This is a genomic window from Xanthomonas sp. NCPPB 3570 (assembly GCF_056725115.1).
Genome location: NZ_CM161513.1, coordinates 3,853,373 through 3,870,164 on the forward strand (window position 1 = coordinate 3,853,373; position 16,792 = coordinate 3,870,164).

The following is a 16,792-nucleotide window of genomic DNA, read 5'->3' on the forward strand; positions in this document are numbered from 1 at the left end:
CAGCTCGCATCGATACGCCCTTCGGGAGCGTGCACACGCTCCCGAAGTGTGTCAGGCGTAGGCAGCGACTAGAACTTCAGATCCGCACGCACATACAGGTAACGTCCACCGGGAATGCCGTAGGTGGAGGCGTCGTAGCCGTTGAGCGAGCACGACAGGCAGATCGGCGGGTCCTTGTCGAAGACGTTGTTGACGCCGCCGCTGAGGGTCAGGCCCTTGAGCCAGTCGAAGCGGTAGCCCACCTGCAGGTCGTGGTAGGTGATCGCGTCCAGCGTGTTGGTGCCGGCGACCGGATTGCTGCACACCGGGAACGCGACCGCATCGCCGCATTGCTCGGTCAGCTCGGAGATGTGCCGCAGCGTCCACGACGCGTTCCAGCGGCCGCGCGACCAGTCCAGGCTCAGGTTGCTGGTCCACTCGGGAATCGAGCTGTCCACCACTTCCACGCCCGGGCGCTGCGGCTGCACCTGGCCGGCCGCGCCGGTGGCGACATAGCGGGTGACGAAGGTGTTCTGCCAGCCGATCTTGAAGCGGCCGGCGGCGGTCTCCGGCGAGTTCCAGAACAGGTCCACGTCCCAGCCGTCGGTCTTGATCGAGCCGAGGTTGGTGAGCCGGTTATTGAAGCCGTTGATGCCGCCGGTGGAGGCGCGGGTGATGCCGTCGCAGTAGGTGGGCGACAGCGTGTCCACGCACAGGTCGAGCTGGGTCTGCGCGTTGATCGCCTGGATCGCGCCGTCGATGTCGTGGCGGTAGAAGGTCACCTCCACATCGAAGCGGTCCGACCACGGCACGTTGCTGGCGAACCACGGGCTCCACACGAAGCCGGCGCTGAAGCTGCGCGCCTTCTCCGGCTCCAGCGCGCGGTTGCCGCCGGTGGTCACCGAGATCTGCGAGTTGGCCTGCTGGTAGCCGGTCGGCACGCCGAGCGCGGCACAGTTGCTGGCGCTGCCGCGCGGCGCGGTACCGCCCAGGCCGATCGAGCACGGGTCGGACAGGGTCAGGTCGGCGCGCGCGGCCGAGCCGTACAGTTCGCCGATGCTGGGCGCGCGGAAGCCTTCGGCGTAGCTGGCGCGCAGCACGAAGTCCGGCGCCACCTGCCAGCGCAGTCCGTACTTCGGGGTGAACTTGCCGCCGAAGGTGGAGTAGTCGGAATAGCGCCCGGCCAGGCTCAGGTCCAGTTTGTCGCCCAGCGGCGAGTCGGCGAAGATCGGCACGCTCAGTTCGAGGTAGGCCTCCTTGACGTCGTAGCTGCCCTGCGTCGGCAGCGACGGCACGCCGTTGTAGTGGCCGATCACCGTCAGCGGATCGGGGCGGTAGAAGCCCTCGTACTTGCGGTACTCCACGCCGGTGGCGAAGGACACCGCACCGGCCGGCAGCCGGAACAGGTCGCTGCTGAGGTTGGCGGTGAACTGGGTCAGCTCGTTCTGGCTGCGGTCGTGCACCACCGGCTGGATCCAGCGCAGCATGTCCGGGGTGATGCTGCCGGCGCCGCCGAAGATGTTCAGCGGCACGCAACCGGCCACCGCCGCGCACGCCGCCGGATCGCCTAGCGCCAGGTTGATGTTGTAGATGTTGTAGCTGCCGTAGTTGGTCTGCTCGGCCTTGTTCTTGCTGTAGGCGCCGTTGACGTCCCAGAACCAGGTGCGGTCGGCGCCCTCGAAGCTGCCGATGAAGCCGGTGCCGACGTACTGGGTGTCCACGCGCTGCTCGAACACACGCGACCCGCCTTCCACCGGACGGCGCCCGATCATGATCAGGTTGCTGCCCGAATCCAGCGCGAAGCCGAACGGGTTGTACGGGTTGGCGGCGGAGATGACGATGTTGTCGGCCAGCGGATTGCCGGTGCCAGCGTCGGGGCCAAGGAAGATCGGCTCCGGCGCGGCCTGGTTGGTCGATTCGCGGCGGTTGCCGAGCAGCTTCAGGTACCACTGCACGTCGTCGTTGAAGAAGAAGCGGAACTGGCCAAACACACCCTTGCGCTCGGACGGCGTCAGCAGCAGGTTGGACGCGGCGAAGTTGTAGCGGTCGGCGGTGGTGAAGCAGTGGTAGTCGTCGCTGCGGGTGCAGCCGCCGGTGCCGTCGTAGCGCGGCGTGCCCACGCCGCTGTTGGGCGTCAGGTTCTGCTCGGCGCCGGTGTTGGGGTCGACGAAGATGAAGCGCCCGTCCGGTGTGGCCGAGCTGCCGAAGGTCAGGCCGGTGCCGGGAATCGGATACAGCGACTGCGCACGGTCGCGCGCGTAGATCGGATCCTGCTTGGTGTAGCTGGCGCCGAGGAACAGGCTGGTGCGCTCGGTGCTGTGGCCCCAGGCCAGGTCCACGCCCTTGCTGGCACCGTCGCCCTTGTCGTACTCGCCGTAGTTCAGCGTGACCTGGCCGCCTTCGAAATTGCGCCGGGTGATGATGTTGACCACGCCGGCGATGGCATCAGAGCCGTACAGCGAGGACGCGCCGTCCTCCAGCACCTCGACGCGTTCGACGATGGCCAGCGGGATGGTGTTGAGATCGGTGGCCGCGCCCACGCCCGAGGCCGAGGACTCGTTGACCCAGCGCATGCCGTCGACCAGCACCAGCACGCGCTTGGCGCCGAGATGGCGCAGATCGACCTGCGCCGAACCGGCGCCGACGCCGCTGCCGTCCGGCGGGAAGCCGAAATTGCCGGAGGAATTGAACTTGGCGTTCAAGGCCGAACCGGAGGCGGTGAGTTCCTGCAGCACGTCGCCGATGGAGGTCAGGCCGGTGCGTTCGATGTCGGCGCGGCTCAGGGTCTGCACCGGCACCTGGCCTTCGACTTCGGCGCGGCGGATGCGGGTGCCGGTGACCTGCACGCTGTCCAGCGTGGTGGCAGTGCCGGGAGCGGCCGGGGGCGTCTGTTGCTGGGCGCCGGCGATGGCGGGGACGCCGCCGAGCAGGACCAGGGATACCGCGAAGACCAAAGGATGGCGGTGCAGGAAATTCATCCGTCTCTCTCTCCAGAAAGGATGTGGGTCGGCCGCTGCGACCCCCTGCACCGCGACGGCGTGGAATTCTTTGTAAACAAATCGTAAACGGGCTGCAAGCGTCCGGCCGGCAAAGCGCGGGCCATCGCGACGACTGGTCGATCTGGTAGACACGAGGGGTGAGAGACGCCGTCAACTGGCGACGCACCGAAGCCCCTCTCCCCTTGGGAGAGGGGTTGGGGTGAGGGTACGGAGCGCGAAGCGCCCGCGCGATCTGGCGATCAGAGGCTTCGCCCGCACCCTCATCCGCCCCTGCGGGGCACCTTCTCCCGATGGGAGAAGGGGGAAGCCAAAGCCCCTCTCCCACCGGGAGAGGGGTTGGGGTGAGGGTACGGCGCGAAGCGACTCGCGGAGTTCCGGCGTACGAAGCTGCACCCGCACCTCACCGCCCGTGCCGGAGCACAAAACGCAGGCCGGCGCGCGAATACCGATCTGCAACGCTCCAGGGCATCGCACTGACACGACCTGCCGTGGCTCTACCCGTCGTTGAAACGGCGATTCATCGGCGTTCGGTATAGTCCCGCGCATGATCCTGCGCACGTCCCTTCTGCTGTTCGCCGCCGCGTTGTGCGGCCCCGTTTCCGCCCTCGCCCAGTCCCTGGATGCGCAACGCCCGGCGATCCGCTCGGCGATCGACGATGCCGAACAGGGCCGCTTCGATCCGGTCCGCGCGGCCGCCTTCAAGCAGCATCCGCTGTACGGCTGGCTGGAGTACGCCAACCTGCGCCGCACCATCGACAAGGTGTCCGATGCGCAGGCGCAGGACTTCCTCAAGCGCTACGCGGGGCAGCCGGTGGCCGAGAGTTTCCGCGCGCTGTGGCTGCCGGCGCTGGCGCGGCGCGAGGACTGGCCGGCGCTGCTGGCGAACTGGAAACCCACCGAGAACCTCGGCCTGCGCTGCGCCCAGCTCAATGCGCGCCAGGCCACCGGCCGCGCCGACGCGCAATGGACGGACGAAGCGCAAGCGCTGTGGCGCAACGCCGGCAAGTCGCTGCCCGACGCCTGCGATCCGGTGTTCGCGGTGCTGCAGGCGCGCGGCGGCATGACCGATGCGCTGCGCTGGGCGCGCGTGGAAGCGGCCGCGGACGCACAGCAGCCAGCGGTGATGCGCGCCGCCGCACGCGGCCTGCCCGCGGCCGACCTGGCCCTGGCCAACGACTACGCGGCGTTCCTGGACGCGGTGCACACGCGTGCGCTGAACTGGCCCAAGACCGAGCGCAGCCGCAAGGTGGCGGTGGACGGGCTGCAGAAGCTGGCCAAGATCGACCCGGACGCGGCCGAGCGGCAACTGCCGCAATTCGCCCAGGCGCTGCAGTTGAGCGAGGCGCAGCGCGGCGCGGTGCTGTACCAGATCGCGCTGTGGACGGTGGCCTCGTACGGGCCGGATTCGGCGCGCCGGCTCAACGCCGTGCCCGAGTCCGCCTACGACGAACGCCTGCACGAGTGGCGCGCGCGCGAGGCGATGGCGCGCGGCGACTGGCCGGCGGCATTGGCCGCGATCCGCAAGATGCCGCCGGCGCAGCGCAACGATTCGCGCTGGCAGTACTTCGAGGCGCGGCTGGCGGAGAAGACCGGCAATGCCGGCGAGGCGCAGCGGCTGTACCGCGCGGCCGCCAGCTCCGCCACCTTCCACGGCTTCCTGGCCGCCGACCGGCTCAAGCAGCCCTACGCGCTGTGCCCGTGGGAACCGAACGACAGCGCGCAGGCGCAGGCGACGGTGGCGCGCGATCCGGCGCTGATCCGCGCACTGGAGCTGTTCAAGATCGACCGCGCCGGCTGGGCCGTGGCCGAGTGGAACGATGCGCTGAGCCGCTTCGACGACACCCAGCGGCGCCTGGCGGTGGAAGTGGCCAGCGCCAACGGCTGGTTCGACCGCGCGGTGTTCGGGCTCGGCAAGCGCCCGGAGGAACAGCGCCTGTACACGCTGCGCTTCCCGCTGCACCACGCCGACACCATCCGCCGCGAAGCCGGCAAGAACGCGATCGACCCGGCCTGGGTTGCCGCCGAGATCCGCGCCGAAAGCGTGTTCAACCCGAACGCGCGCTCCCCGGCCAACGCGATGGGCCTGATGCAGGTGGTGCCGGCCACCGGCGCCAGCGTCGCCCGCAGCCTCGGCCTGGCCGGCTACGGCGGCGCCGCCAGCCTGTACGACCCGGACACCAACATCGCCATCGGCACGGCCTACCTGCGCCAGTTGCTCAACACCTACGGCCTGCCCTACCTGACCATCGCCGCCTACAACGCCGGCCCCGGCCCGGCCGCGCGCTGGCAGAGCCAGCGCCCGGGCCACGATGCCGACTTCTGGATCGAGACGGTCAGCTACAAGGAAACCCGCGAGTACGTGGCGCGCATCCTCGCCTTCAGCGTGATCTACGACTGGCGCCTCAACGGCGACGCCCTGCCGGTCACCGAGCGCATGCTCGGCAAGCTGGACGCGCCGCGGAAGAAGTTCGTGTGCGCGGCCGCTGGTGCGGCCGCCGGGAGTGGGGAATAGGGAATGGGGAATCGCACCGGCGCACCGCGCGCAACCGCGCCGAACATTGGGTCGACACGCCAGCGCGACATCAGGCGAAGGGAATCTGCGTCTACCATTCCCCATTCTCTAATCCCCATTCCCAGCCCCCAATGAACATCTACCTCGTCGGCGGCGCCGTCCGCGACGCCTTGCTCGGTCAACCGCCCGGCGACCGCGACTGGGTGGTGGTCGGCGCCACCCCGCAGCAGATGCTGGAGCTGGGCTACAAGCAGGTCGGGCGCGATTTCCCGGTGTTCCTGCATCCGCGCAGCGGCGAGGAATACGCGCTGGCGCGCACCGAGCGCAAGGCCGGGCGCGGTTACCACGGCTTCGTGGTGCAGGCCGATCCGTCGGTGACGCTGGACGAGGATCTGCAGCGGCGCGACTTCACCATCAACGCCATCGCCCGCGACGAGGCCGATGGGCGTCTGGTCGATCCGTATGGCGGCGCACGCGATCTCAAGCAGCGGGTGCTGCGCCATGTCGGCCCGGCCTTCGCCGAGGATCCGCTGCGGGTGCTGCGCGCGGCGCGGTTCATGGCGCGGCTGGCGCCCCTGGGATTCGTCGTCGCGGCCGAGACCATGGACCTGATGCGCGCGATGGCCGCCGGCGGCGAACTGGAAACGCTGGTGCCCGAACGCGTCTGGCAGGAACTGCGGCGCAGCCTGGCCTCGGCGCAGCCCTCGGCGTTCCTGCGCACGCTGCGCGAGGCCGATGCGCTGCGCTGGGTGTTGCCGGAGCTGGATGCGCTGTACGGGGTGCCGCAACGCGCCGAGTACCACCCCGAGGTCGACACCGGCCGCCACCAGGAACTGGTCAGCGACATGGCCGCGCGGCTGGCGCCGGGCGACGCGCTGATCGGCTTCGCCGCGCTGACCCACGACCTGGGCAAGGCACTGACGCCGCCGGAGGAATGGCCGCGCCACCTGATGCACGAACAACGCGGCCTGGCGCCGCTGCGCGCACTGTGCGACCGCCTCAAGCTGCCGCAGGAGCATCGGCAACTGGCCGAGATCGCCTGCCGCGAGCATCTGAACGTGCATCGCCTGGCCGAGTTGCGCGACCGCACCGTGCACGAACTGCTGCAGCGCTGCGACGGCTTCCGCAAGCCCGAGCGCATCGCGGAGCTGGCAACGGTGTGCGAGGCCGACAAGCGCGGCCGCCTCGGCAGCGAGGACGCCGACTATCCGCAGGGCCGCACCCTGCAGCGCCTGCATGCGGCGGCGCTGGCGGTGAACGCGCGCGACCTGGCCGCACAGGGCCTGAGCGGCCCGCAGATCGGCGAGGCACTGGCCAAGGCGCGGATCGCGGCGATCGCTGCGGCGCGGCGGGCGGCAACGATGTCTGCAGAGCGCGGACGCTAGTTTCCTACTGGAACAGTCAAAGTTCGCGCGCCCGCAGCTCCCTGAATCCCGAATCGATCGCGGCCGGATCCGCGAACTCGACCTGCAGACCATTGGAGGCAAGCGCGAGCACCTCACTCCCATCGACAGCCGTACCGCTCATCTTTGCGAGTAGCGGCTCAAGCACGGCCGTGGCGAACGCGCGGGACAAATCCGCGCGACACGCCAGATCGGAGACAGTGACGGGAACGGTACTGGCGGCAGCCAGGTACGTTTCAATATCTCGCGAGGGCTCGAAGAAGGTAGCGACCAGCATACCGACCCCAGGCTGCCCGACCGTCATCAGGCCATAAGGGACGAACAGGTACATGGGGCGCCCATGCTCCGCGGACGTGTCTTTTTCGCTGGCCCCAAACAAATGCGCGACCATGAGCCGACCGCTGTCCCACGGTAACCGGACAAGGCTTCCATCCCTGACGTAGGCACCGTTCTTCCAGGCGGCGAAACCGGCACGAAACTCCTTCAGAAACACGCCGGCGACATGTTCGTTGAACCACGCAGGTGCGGCAGGATGCCGGGCATTTTTGGCAAAGCGCCGATGCAGCAGCATCATTCCAGCCGACAGCTTCATCAACCACAGATGCGCTTCGTCGTCCGCGACCTTGGACCAGTCTTCCGACAGTCGTTGTTCAAGCCGGCCGAACTCAGCATTGGCCTGTGGATCGGCGGGCGCCTTGAAATCGCAGAGCCGGGCAAAGCTCCCGGCACCGCCGAGCAACACCCGGCCCGCACTTTGATGGCGCCGAGCAAGCCATCGGGGAATTACATGCTCGCCGGCGCCTGACACCGGCGCCCCGGTGAAGAGACAGGCCGCGTCCATCGGCTCTTCGAGATAGCGGTTCGGTTCCATGCATTGCCGCCTGCGTTGTCAGCGACGCACACTGTACACAACGCATGGCAGCACGCGCGGGTTTCAGCAGCCTGGCTAAACAGCCGCAGTACCGCCGCCTACTCCATCATACCCGCGATCCAGGTATGCCGGACCTGCAACGTGTCGTCCAGCAGCACCAGGTCGGCCTGATAGCCCGGCGCGATGTGGCCGTAGCGGTGGTCCAGGCCCACGCACTGCGCCGGGTACAGCGAGGCCATGCGCGCGGCTTCTTCCAGCGGCACGTCCAGCCACTGCACGCTGTTGCGCACCGCACTGGCCATGTCCAGCGCCGAGCCGGCCAGGGCGCCGGCGGCATTGCGCACCACGCCGTCGATGGCGGTGATGGTTTCGCCGTACAGGTCGAACGCGGGGCTGTCGGCGCCGACCATCGGCATCGCGTCGGTGACCAGGAACACGGTGCCGCGCGGCTTGGCCGCCAGCGCGACGCGCAGGCTGGCCGGATGCACGTGCACGCCGTCGACGATCACGCCGCACCAGGCGTTGCGATCTTCCAGCGCCGCGCCGACCACGCCGGGATCGCGCCCCTGCAACGGGGTCATGGCGTTGTACAGATGGGTGAAGCCGCAGATGCCGGCGTCCAGCCCGGCGCGGGTCTCTTCGTAGCTGGCGGCGGTGTGGCCGGCGAACACGCGCGCCCCAGCCGCGGCCAGGGTACGGATGCTGGCCGCCGGCACGCGCTCCGGTGCCAGGGTGATCAGGGTGACGCCGTTGTCCAGCGAGGTGGCCATGGCCAGTTCGTCGGCGTCGGGCACGCGGAACTTGTCGGCGTTGTGGGTGCCCTTGCGCGCCGGCGCCAGGTACGGGCCTTCCAGATGGATGCCGAGCACGCCCGGCACGCCTTCGGCGATGGCCTGGCGCGTGGCGGCGATCGCCGCGCGCATCACCTCCACGTCGTCGCTGATCAGTGTCGGCAGGTAGCCGGTGGTGCCGTAGCGGCGATGGCCCTGGCCGATGCGGCGCAGCGCCTCGACGTCGGTGCGGTTGTTGAACAGCACGCCGCCGCCGCCGTTGACCTGCAGGTCAATGAAGCCCGGCAGCAGGCTGCCGCCGCCCAGGTCGTGTTGCACCGGCGCTGCCGCCACGCGCGGATCGGCGTCGTCGAGCAGGGCGAGGATGCGCCCGCCCTCCAGCAGCACGCTGACGCCGTCGAGAAACCCGTCCTCGCCGAGCACGCGCGCATTGCGCAGCGCCACCGTGGTCATCAGACGGTCTCCGTCACTTTGTTCAGATGCGGCGGCAGGTCCGGGTTGTAGCCACGGCGCAGCGCCAGGGCGTTGATCGCACGGTAGAAGCTCTGGATCGCCAGCAACGGCGCACACGCCGGGTGCGGCGCGGCGACCAGCGGCAGATCGCCGCCGGCGCTGGCCAGCCATACCTGCGCGCCGCGGCCGCGGAACTCCTCGGCCAGGCGCCGGGTGCCCTCGCCGGCTTCGTCCGGCTGGTCGAACGCCAGCACCGGGAAGCCCGGGCCGACCAGGGCCATCGGCCCGTGCTTCACTTCCGCCGAGCTGTAGGCCTCGGCATGCAGGCCGCAGGTCTCCTTGAACTTCAGCGCCGCTTCCTGCGCCGCCGCCAGGCCCAGGCCGCGGTCGAGCACGAACAGGTTGTGCGCCTCGACCAGGCCCTCGGTCAGCGAGCGCCAGTCGGCCTGCCAGGCCGCGCGCAGCGCCTGCGGCAGTTCCTGCAGTGCGCCCAGCAGCGCCGGGTCGTTCTTCCAGTGCGCGCCGAGCTGCAGGATCGCCGCCAGCGAGGCCAGATAGCTCTTGGTCGCGGCCACGCTCTTCTCCGGGCCGGCGCCGAGCGGGATCACCGTGTCGGCCAACTGCGCCAACGGCGAATCCTCGACGTTGACCAGGGCCACCACGCGTGCGCCGGCGTCCTTGGCCGCCTGCGCGTTGCGCAGCAGGTCCGGGCTCTTGCCCGACTGCGAGATCACCAGGTACAGCGCGCCGCGCAACTGCAGCGGCGCTTCGTACACCGACCCCACCGACGGCGAGGCCGAGGCGGTGACCACGCCGAGCTGGGTCTCGAACAGGTACTTGGCGTAGGTGGCGGCGTGGTCGGAACTGCCGCGCGCGCAGGTCACCACGAACGGCGGCGGCGTGGCACGCAACGACGCGGCGAGCGCGCTCACGGTGGCGTGGTTGCGTTCGAACTGCGCGGCGATGACCGCGGCGGCTTCCGCGGCTTCGCGGAACATCAGGGTGTCGGTTTCGGAGGGAAGCGCCATGGGCAGGGTCATGTGGGGTCAGGGGAGGAGGAACGACGGGAATGCGGCTGCATGGGCGCGGTCGAGCCACGCACGACCAGTTGCGGCACGAAGCCTTGGTTGTGCACCGGCGCCGGATGGTCTTCGTAGGCATCGCTGCGCAGCTGGCTGATCAGCAGCCGCGCGGCGTGGCGGGCGATGTCCTCGGTGGCCTGCTTGGCGGTGGTCAGCGGCGGCCACGACTGGCGCGAGAACGGGCTGTCCTCGAAGCCGGCGATGGACAGGTCGTAGGGCACGTTCATGCCCGCCGACTTGGCCGCGGCCAGCACGCCGGCGGCGATCTCGTCGTTGGAGCCGAAGATCGCGGTCGGCGGCTCGCGCAGCGCCAACAGGCGACGCGCGCCGCGGAAGCCATCGTCGAAGGTGTAGTCGCCGGGGATCACCAGATGCTTGTCCAGGGTGATGCCGTAGTCCTTCAGCGCCGCCTCGTAGCCGGCATAGCGCTCGCCGCTGGAGCGATGCGAGGTGCCGCCCCACAGGAAGCCGATGCGCTGGTGGCCGAGCTGGATCAGGTGCTCGGTGATCTCGTAGGCGGCATCGCGGTCGTCGACGTAGACGCAGGGGCCATCCTGCGGATCCTCGGTGGCGGCGATGATGCGCACGGTCTTGATCCCGCGCGCGGCCAGCGCCGCGACCAGGTCGGCGCGCTCGGACATCGGCGCGGTCAGCACCAGCCCGGCCAGGCGCGAGCGCTGGGTCCACTCGGCCAGTTCCTCGGCGAGCATCGGCGCGGTGGAATCGCAGGGATGGATCTGCAGGCCGAAGCCGGTCTCGCGGCAGGCGGCGAGCACGCCGTTCTGCACGCCGATGATGTGGTACGGGTTGGGGTTGTCGTACACCAGCCCGATCACGAACGGCGTGCCGCTGCGCAGGTTGCGCGCCGACGGATCCGGCTCGTAGTCCAGCTCGGCGATGGCATGCAGCACGCGCGAGCGCGTGGCCTGCATCACCGACGGTTCGTTGTTGATGACCCGCGAGACGGTCTTCAGCGACACCCGCGCCCGTTCGGCGACGTCTTTGATGGTGGGTCTGCGCATTGGAATGAGTTTGCCGGGTTGGAGAAAAGCGCGTCAGCTCACCGCGCGCCCTGGCCGACGCGGTGACCGCGCAGCGCGAAGAACAAGATGTACAGGTAGCAGGCGATCATCAAGCCGGCGAAGACCACCTGGAAATCGAACGACTCCTTCAGATGGGCGAACAGCTGCGGCACCGCGGCGCCGCCCACGATGCCCATGATCAACAGCGCCGCGCCCTTCTCGGTGAACTTTCCCAGCCCCTTGATGGCCAGCGGGAAGATGGCCGGCCACATGATGGCATTGGCGAATCCGAGCGCCGCCACGAACGCCACCGAGACATAACCGCCGGTCAACATCGCGCACAGCGAAAAGACGATGCCGAGGCATGCCGAAATGGACAGGTACTTCTCCTGCGAGATGTACTTCGGAATCAGCACCAGGCCGACCAGGTAGCCCGCCAGCATGCAGGCCAGGGTGCCGATGGTGAAATACTTCGCGTAGTCCAGCGAGAGGCCGAGGCTGTTGCCGTAGATGCCGATCGCATCGCCCGCCATCACCTCGGCGCCGACGTACACGAAGATGCACAACGCGCCCAGCCACACGTGCGGGAACGCGAAGATGCTGTCGCGGCTGCGCTCGTCGGCGGCCGACGCGTTCGCCTTCTCGGCGCTGATCTCGGGCAGGGGCGAAAACAGGATGGCCACGGAAAGCACGGCAAGCACGCCGGCGATCGCCATGTAGGGGCCGTGGATGCGGCCGGCGAATTCCTGCAGCAGCAGTTCCTTCTGCGCCGGCAGCACCTGTTCGATCTGGGTCGAAAAATCCTCCATGCCGTGCAGGACCACCTTCGCCAGTCCATACGTGGCCAGCGCGCCCGCCACCTTGTTGCAGATGCCCATGAGCGCGATACGGCGCGCGGCGCCGTCGATCGGCCCGAGGATGCTGATGTACGGATTGACCGCAGTCTGCAGCAGGGCCAGGCCGCCGCCGATGATGAAGATGCCGCTCACCGCGCCCACGTAGGAACGGGCGTTGGTGAACTGGCCGAAGATGGCCGCGCCGATCGCCAGGATCAGCAGGCTCAGGGCCAGGCCCTTCTTCATCCCGGTCAGCTTCAGGATGAACGACGAAGGCAATGCCAGGCAGAAGTAGGAAATGTAGAACGCGCTCGGAATGAGGAACGCGAACGTGTCGCTGACATTGAAGGCGACCTTGGCGAACAGGATCAACGGCCCGTTGATCCAGGTAAAGAAGCCCATGATGAAGAACAACAGGCCGACGATGGCGATGGAAGCGTAGGGACTGGCGGGCCGTGCGGTGGTCATGGGCGGGCGTGCTCCGGGAGGGCGCGGGGGTCGGCGATCAGCGTCGCAGTTCGGCGACGAAGTCGTAGTAGTCGTTGTGGCAGTAGGTGTCGGTCAGTTCGATCGCGCTGCCGTCGCGGGTGTAGCCGACCCGCACCACGTGCAGGATCGCCTCGCCTTCCTTCATGCCGAGATGGCCGGCCAGCCGCGCCGGCAGGTTGATGGCGCGGAAGTACTGCAGCGCCCGCACCACCGGGGTACCGCGCTCGTCCAGGTAGCTGTAGAGCGAATCGGCGATGGCGTGCGGATCGGGCACCACGTGTTGCGGCAGCACCGCCTTCTCGTAAGCCATCACCCGGCCGTCGGCGCTGCGCAGGCGGGTCAGCGCCGCAACCACCGTGTCCGGCGACAGGCCCAGGCGCAGGATCTCCTCCCCGTGCGCCGGACGCGTGCGCCGCTCCAGCCAGCGCGTGCCAGGCTCCAGCCCCTTCATGCGCAGGGTTTCGCTGAAGCTGGCCAGGCCGCTGAGCTGGTGCTGGATGTGCGAGGTGACGAAGGTCCCGGCGCCCTGGCGGCGCGACACCAGGCCCTGCTCGACCAGCGCGTCCACGGCCTGGCGCAGGGTCACCCGCGACACCTGCAGGTATTCGCACAGTTGCCGTTCGGCCGGCAGCGCCTCGCCCGGCTTCCACTGCCCGCCCTTGATCGCCTCCACCAGCTTGCTGGCCAGTTGCAGGTACAGCGGCGTCGGCGCGTCCGGATCCACGGCCAGCGCATGCAGGCGTGGATCGGCCTGCGGCTTGGGCTTGGTCATGGCGCGCTCTCCAGTCCGCATGAATTCGTTATGTCCAATATAGTACCAATTTGCGGTCCGTGCACGTTGGGTCACAGCCGCAGGTACAGCCTCCTGCGATCCATCCACCAGCCCACCAGCCAGCACAGCAACGTATAGGCCAACGCGCAGGCCAGGCTGCCCCACGGGCCGGGCAGCAGCCGCTGGAACACCTCCACGCCCAGCCACTGGTACAGGTCCATGCCGCTGGCGCCGGCCGGGACCAGCCGCAGGCAGACCACGAACAGCTCGGAGAACAGGTAGATCGCCAGCGGATTGCGCCCGAGCACGGTGAAGAAGCCGCTGCCGGCCTGCCAGCCGCGCACCTCGATCGCCCACAGCAGCGCGCCCAGCAACCACAGGTCCAGGCCCACGGTCAGCAGCACGAACGAGCCGGTCCACAGTTTCTTGGCCAGCGGGAACCAGGGCTGCCAGGCCAGGGCCAGCAACGCCAGCGCGATTCCGGCCAGCAGCAGCCAGCGCACCGTGCGCGCCTGCTTGCCGACCCGGCGCACGTACAACCCGGTCAGGTAGCCGGCGATGACGTTGACCGTGGCCGGCAACGTGCCGAGCAGGCCCTCTGGATCGAACCCGCCGTCCTTGCGATACAGCTGCGCCGGATCCAGCAGCCACAGGTCCAGGCGCGTGCCGGCATTGCCGAGCTTGCTCAGCTCTGCGCCCGGCTGGCCCCACAGGTACAGCGCGCCCCAGTAGCCGAGCAGCAGCGCGACGCACATGCCCAGCAGGCCGCGCGGCGACAGCCAGCGGCACAGCAGCGCCGCCAGCGCGTAGCACAGCGCGATGCGCTGCAGCACGCCCGGCACGCGGGTCTGGTCGATCGCAGTGAGGCTCCAGTGGCCGTCGGCGCCCTGGTGCACGAACGGGAACCAGTACATCAAGAAGCCGAGCAGGAAGATCAGCGCGCTACGCTTGCCGACCCGGCGCAGGAACGCGCCGAGCGGCTGGCCGCGGTCCAGCGCGAAGCTCATCGCGTTGCCGACCGCGAACAGGAACGACGGGAACACCAGGTCCGCGGCGGTGAAGCCGAACCACGGCGTATGCCGCAGTTGCACGAACGCATCGGCGCCGGCACCCGGCGTGTTGACCAGGATCATCAGGAAGATGGTCAGGCCGCGGAACACGTCCAGCGACAGGAAGCGTTCGCGCGGCGGCGCCGCGGCGGGAAGGCGGACGGACGCGACGCTCATGGCGCATCCACCTGGTGCAGCAGCGTGCGCACCGCCGCGACCGGATCGGCCGGCGCCTGCCGCACGTAGGCCGTGTCGCGCGCCACCCAGTCCCGTTCCCAGGCGCGCAGCCGCTGCTGCAGTTGCGCCTCGTCCACGCTGCCGCCGGCGACCGCCGCCTCGCGCAGCATCTGCAGTGCCAGCGTCCAGCGCGGCAGGTAATAGTCCGCATACATGCCCTGCCAGGCCTTGGACGCGTAATCGCCCAGATTGCCCTCGCCGCCCCACACGCTGACCTGCGCCTTGGCGTCGCGCCGGTAGTAGGCCGCGTCCTGCGGAGTCTTCGCATAGCCGGCGGCGGCGTCGAGCCAGCTCGACAGGGTGTCCTGCTGGCCGCCGACCAGGTTGTCGAGCTGCGTCACCGCCTCGCGCACGCGCGCGGCCGCCGCGTCGCCGGCCGCGACATCGCCGCGCCGGTAGGCGGCCACCGCCTGCTGCAACTGCACGTCCACGCGGCCGGTGGCGTAGTGGCGGGCGAAATCGACCAGGTCGTAGCGGTACAACGGCGCGTCGGCGTATTCCGGCGCCAGCGCCAGCAGTTGCTGCAGCGCGCGGCGCAATCGTGGCGGATCGCCGGGCGCGCCCTCGAACTCGCCGATGTCCAGCGTCGGCCGCTTGAACAACAGGTAGGCGCCGGCGCGGCTGCGCCACCAGCGCGGCGTCCAGTAGCGGGTCGACAGCACCGACGCCTGCAGGTCGTCCCAGGCCGCGCGCAAGGCCGGCGAGGTGTGTCCGTAGCGGGCGCGGGTGTAGTCGTCGAGCCAGTCCTGCAACGGGCGCTGCTGCGCGCCCCAGGCCAATGCGTACATGTACTCGTAGACCACCGAGGTGGTGTGCAGCCCTTCCGGGAAGGCGCCGAAGCCGACCAGTTGCTGCTTGTCCTTGTCGGCGAGCAGCGTGCGCAGGTCCTCGCGGTAGAACGCCAGGTCGCCGTACACCGGATTGCTGCCGCCGTAGTTGTGCACGTAGCCGTAGATCCACTGCTTGCCGTCGAACGCGTCGGACAGTTTCCAGGTGCCGGGGTAGCGGTCGTTGCCGATATCCAGCACCAGTAACTTGTCGTTGGGCACCTCGCGCAGGAACGCGGCGATCGCCTGCGGCGTCCAGAAGTGGCGGTCCGCGCCGAACAGCCAGCCCTGCATCACCCACACCGCATCCGGGTTGGCGCGGTGGATCGAGGCGTACAGCGCGCGGCCGTACGCGGCCAGGCGCTTGTCGCGCTGCGCCGGCGGCACCTCGGGCGGCTTGGCCTTGGCGGTGTTGGCGGTGCTGTCGCCGTAACTGGCCAGGCGCGCGTCGCTGCCGTCGGCGGCGATCGGCGGCAACATCTCGTTGAACGCATCGGCCAGGTAGTAGGTGCCCTTGCCGTAGGTGCGGTCGTAGAGCTGGATGAAGCGCTGCGCGATCTGCGCGAACAGCGGATCGGCCGGATCCAGCCAATAGGTCTCGTGGAAGCCCTCCCAGGCGCGCATGCGGTAGATGCGCGCCTGCGGATGCGCCTGCGCGAACGCCTTCGGCACGTAGCCGGCGAAGGCCGGCAACACCGGTTTCATGCCCAGCGCGCGCATGCGCTGCAGGATGCGCAACTGCAGTGCGTGCTTGTCCTCGATCCACTGCTGCGGCAGCGGCGCGTCGTAGCCTTCGATGTTGCCCATGCGTTGCCATGGCGCGAACGCCGGGCCGGAGAAGTACTGCGCCAGGTCCGCATCGGCGACGCCGAACTCGCGCCACAGCGCCTGCCACACGTACTCCTGGCCTTCCATCGCCAGCGGCATGTCGATGCCGTGCAGCGCCATCCAGTCGATCTCGCGCTCCCAGCGCGGCCAGTCCCACCACGGCGTGGTGTAGCCGTAGGTGCAGACGTTGAGGTAGGCGCGGTGCGCGAACGGGGTGACCACACGCTGCCCCTGGACGTCCGAGTAGGACGGCGGCAGCGCCACGCGGCTGCCCTCCCAGCTCACCGACGCCGCACCGATCGACTGCAGGTAGCTGTACGCGCCATGCGCCAGCGCCACCTCCGAGGACCCGGACACGCGCAGCGTGCCGGCCTCGGCGGCGACCTGGTACCAGTCGTTGCCGCGGCCGCGCGGCTGCCGTTGCAGCTGCAGCTTGGCGGCGCGCGGGCCGAGCGTGCGCAGCAGCACCTCGCGTGCGGTGCCGCCCTGCGTGTCTTGCGCGGGCGACGCGAATGCACCCGGCGCCAGCAGCGCACAGGCCAGCAGTACCAGCACGGCATGCGCGCACAGCGATATCGCCCGGACACGGCGCAGTCCGGCCTGGCCGCGCGGGAAGATCTGGCGGAAAGCATGGTTCATTGG

The 16,792-nt window shown here is 69.3% G+C and carries 11 protein-coding genes; 2 read left to right on the top strand and 9 right to left on the bottom strand.

Annotated features, from left to right (window positions below; genetic code table 11):
* Positions 1–68 precede the first annotated feature (68 nt).
* On the bottom strand, positions 69–2,957 hold the full coding sequence (locus tag AC1PLR_RS16635) for a TonB-dependent receptor (RefSeq protein WP_481101696.1): 2,889 nt from the start codon (positions 2,955–2,957) through the stop codon (positions 69–71).
* A gap of 565 nt (positions 2,958–3,522) precedes the next feature.
* Between AC1PLR_RS16635 and AC1PLR_RS16640 the strand changes: the two genes are divergently transcribed.
* Together AC1PLR_RS16640 and AC1PLR_RS16645 are read left to right on the top strand one after the other, a co-directional pair.
* A complete protein-coding gene (locus AC1PLR_RS16640; protein ID WP_481101697.1) occupies positions 3,523–5,490 on the top strand; it encodes a transglycosylase SLT domain-containing protein in 1,968 nt (655 codons plus the stop codon).
* 131 nt (positions 5,491–5,621) lie between these two features.
* Positions 5,622–6,875 (top strand): multifunctional CCA addition/repair protein, encoded by a 1,254-nt coding sequence (locus AC1PLR_RS16645; protein WP_481101698.1) that lies wholly within the window; start codon positions 5,622–5,624, stop codon positions 6,873–6,875.
* Positions 6,876–6,891: 16 nt separating this feature from the next.
* On the opposite strand, the gene AC1PLR_RS16650 is transcribed toward AC1PLR_RS16645, so the two are convergent.
* The 8 genes from AC1PLR_RS16650 to AC1PLR_RS16685 form a co-directional block, all read right to left on the bottom strand.
* Positions 6,892–7,764, bottom strand: coding sequence for a hypothetical protein (locus AC1PLR_RS16650; protein ID WP_481101699.1), 873 nt, complete (start codon positions 7,762–7,764; stop codon positions 6,892–6,894).
* Positions 7,765–7,862: 98 nt separating this feature from the next.
* Positions 7,863–9,008, bottom strand: a complete 1,146-nt coding sequence (gene nagA, locus AC1PLR_RS16655; RefSeq protein ID WP_481101700.1) for an N-acetylglucosamine-6-phosphate deacetylase — start codon at positions 9,006–9,008, stop codon at positions 7,863–7,865.
* Positions 9,008–10,036 (bottom strand): SIS domain-containing protein, encoded by a 1,029-nt coding sequence (locus tag AC1PLR_RS16660; protein ID WP_481101701.1) that lies wholly within the window; start codon positions 10,034–10,036, stop codon positions 9,008–9,010. The genes nagA and AC1PLR_RS16660 overlap by 1 nt, the downstream gene beginning before the upstream one ends.
* 8 nt (positions 10,037–10,044) lie before the next feature.
* Positions 10,045–11,112 (bottom strand): LacI family DNA-binding transcriptional regulator, encoded by a 1,068-nt coding sequence (locus AC1PLR_RS16665; protein ID WP_010343153.1) that lies wholly within the window; start codon positions 11,110–11,112, stop codon positions 10,045–10,047.
* Between the two features lie 38 nt (positions 11,113–11,150).
* Positions 11,151–12,416, bottom strand: a complete 1,266-nt coding sequence (locus tag AC1PLR_RS16670; protein WP_010343152.1) for a sugar MFS transporter — start codon at positions 12,414–12,416, stop codon at positions 11,151–11,153.
* A gap of 37 nt (positions 12,417–12,453) precedes the next feature.
* Complete coding sequence (locus AC1PLR_RS16675) at positions 12,454–13,209, bottom strand: GntR family transcriptional regulator (protein WP_010343151.1); 756 nt, start codon at positions 13,207–13,209, stop codon at positions 12,454–12,456.
* Between the two features lie 71 nt (positions 13,210–13,280).
* On the bottom strand, positions 13,281–14,435 hold the full coding sequence (locus AC1PLR_RS16680; protein WP_481101702.1) for an acyltransferase family protein: 1,155 nt from the start codon (positions 14,433–14,435) through the stop codon (positions 13,281–13,283).
* Positions 14,432–16,789: an alpha-N-acetylglucosaminidase gene (locus AC1PLR_RS16685; RefSeq protein ID WP_481101703.1), complete on the bottom strand. Its 2,358-nt coding sequence runs from the start codon at positions 16,787–16,789 to the stop codon at positions 14,432–14,434. Before AC1PLR_RS16685 ends, AC1PLR_RS16680 begins: the two co-directional genes overlap by 4 nt.
* Positions 16,790–16,792: the final 3 nt, after the last annotated feature.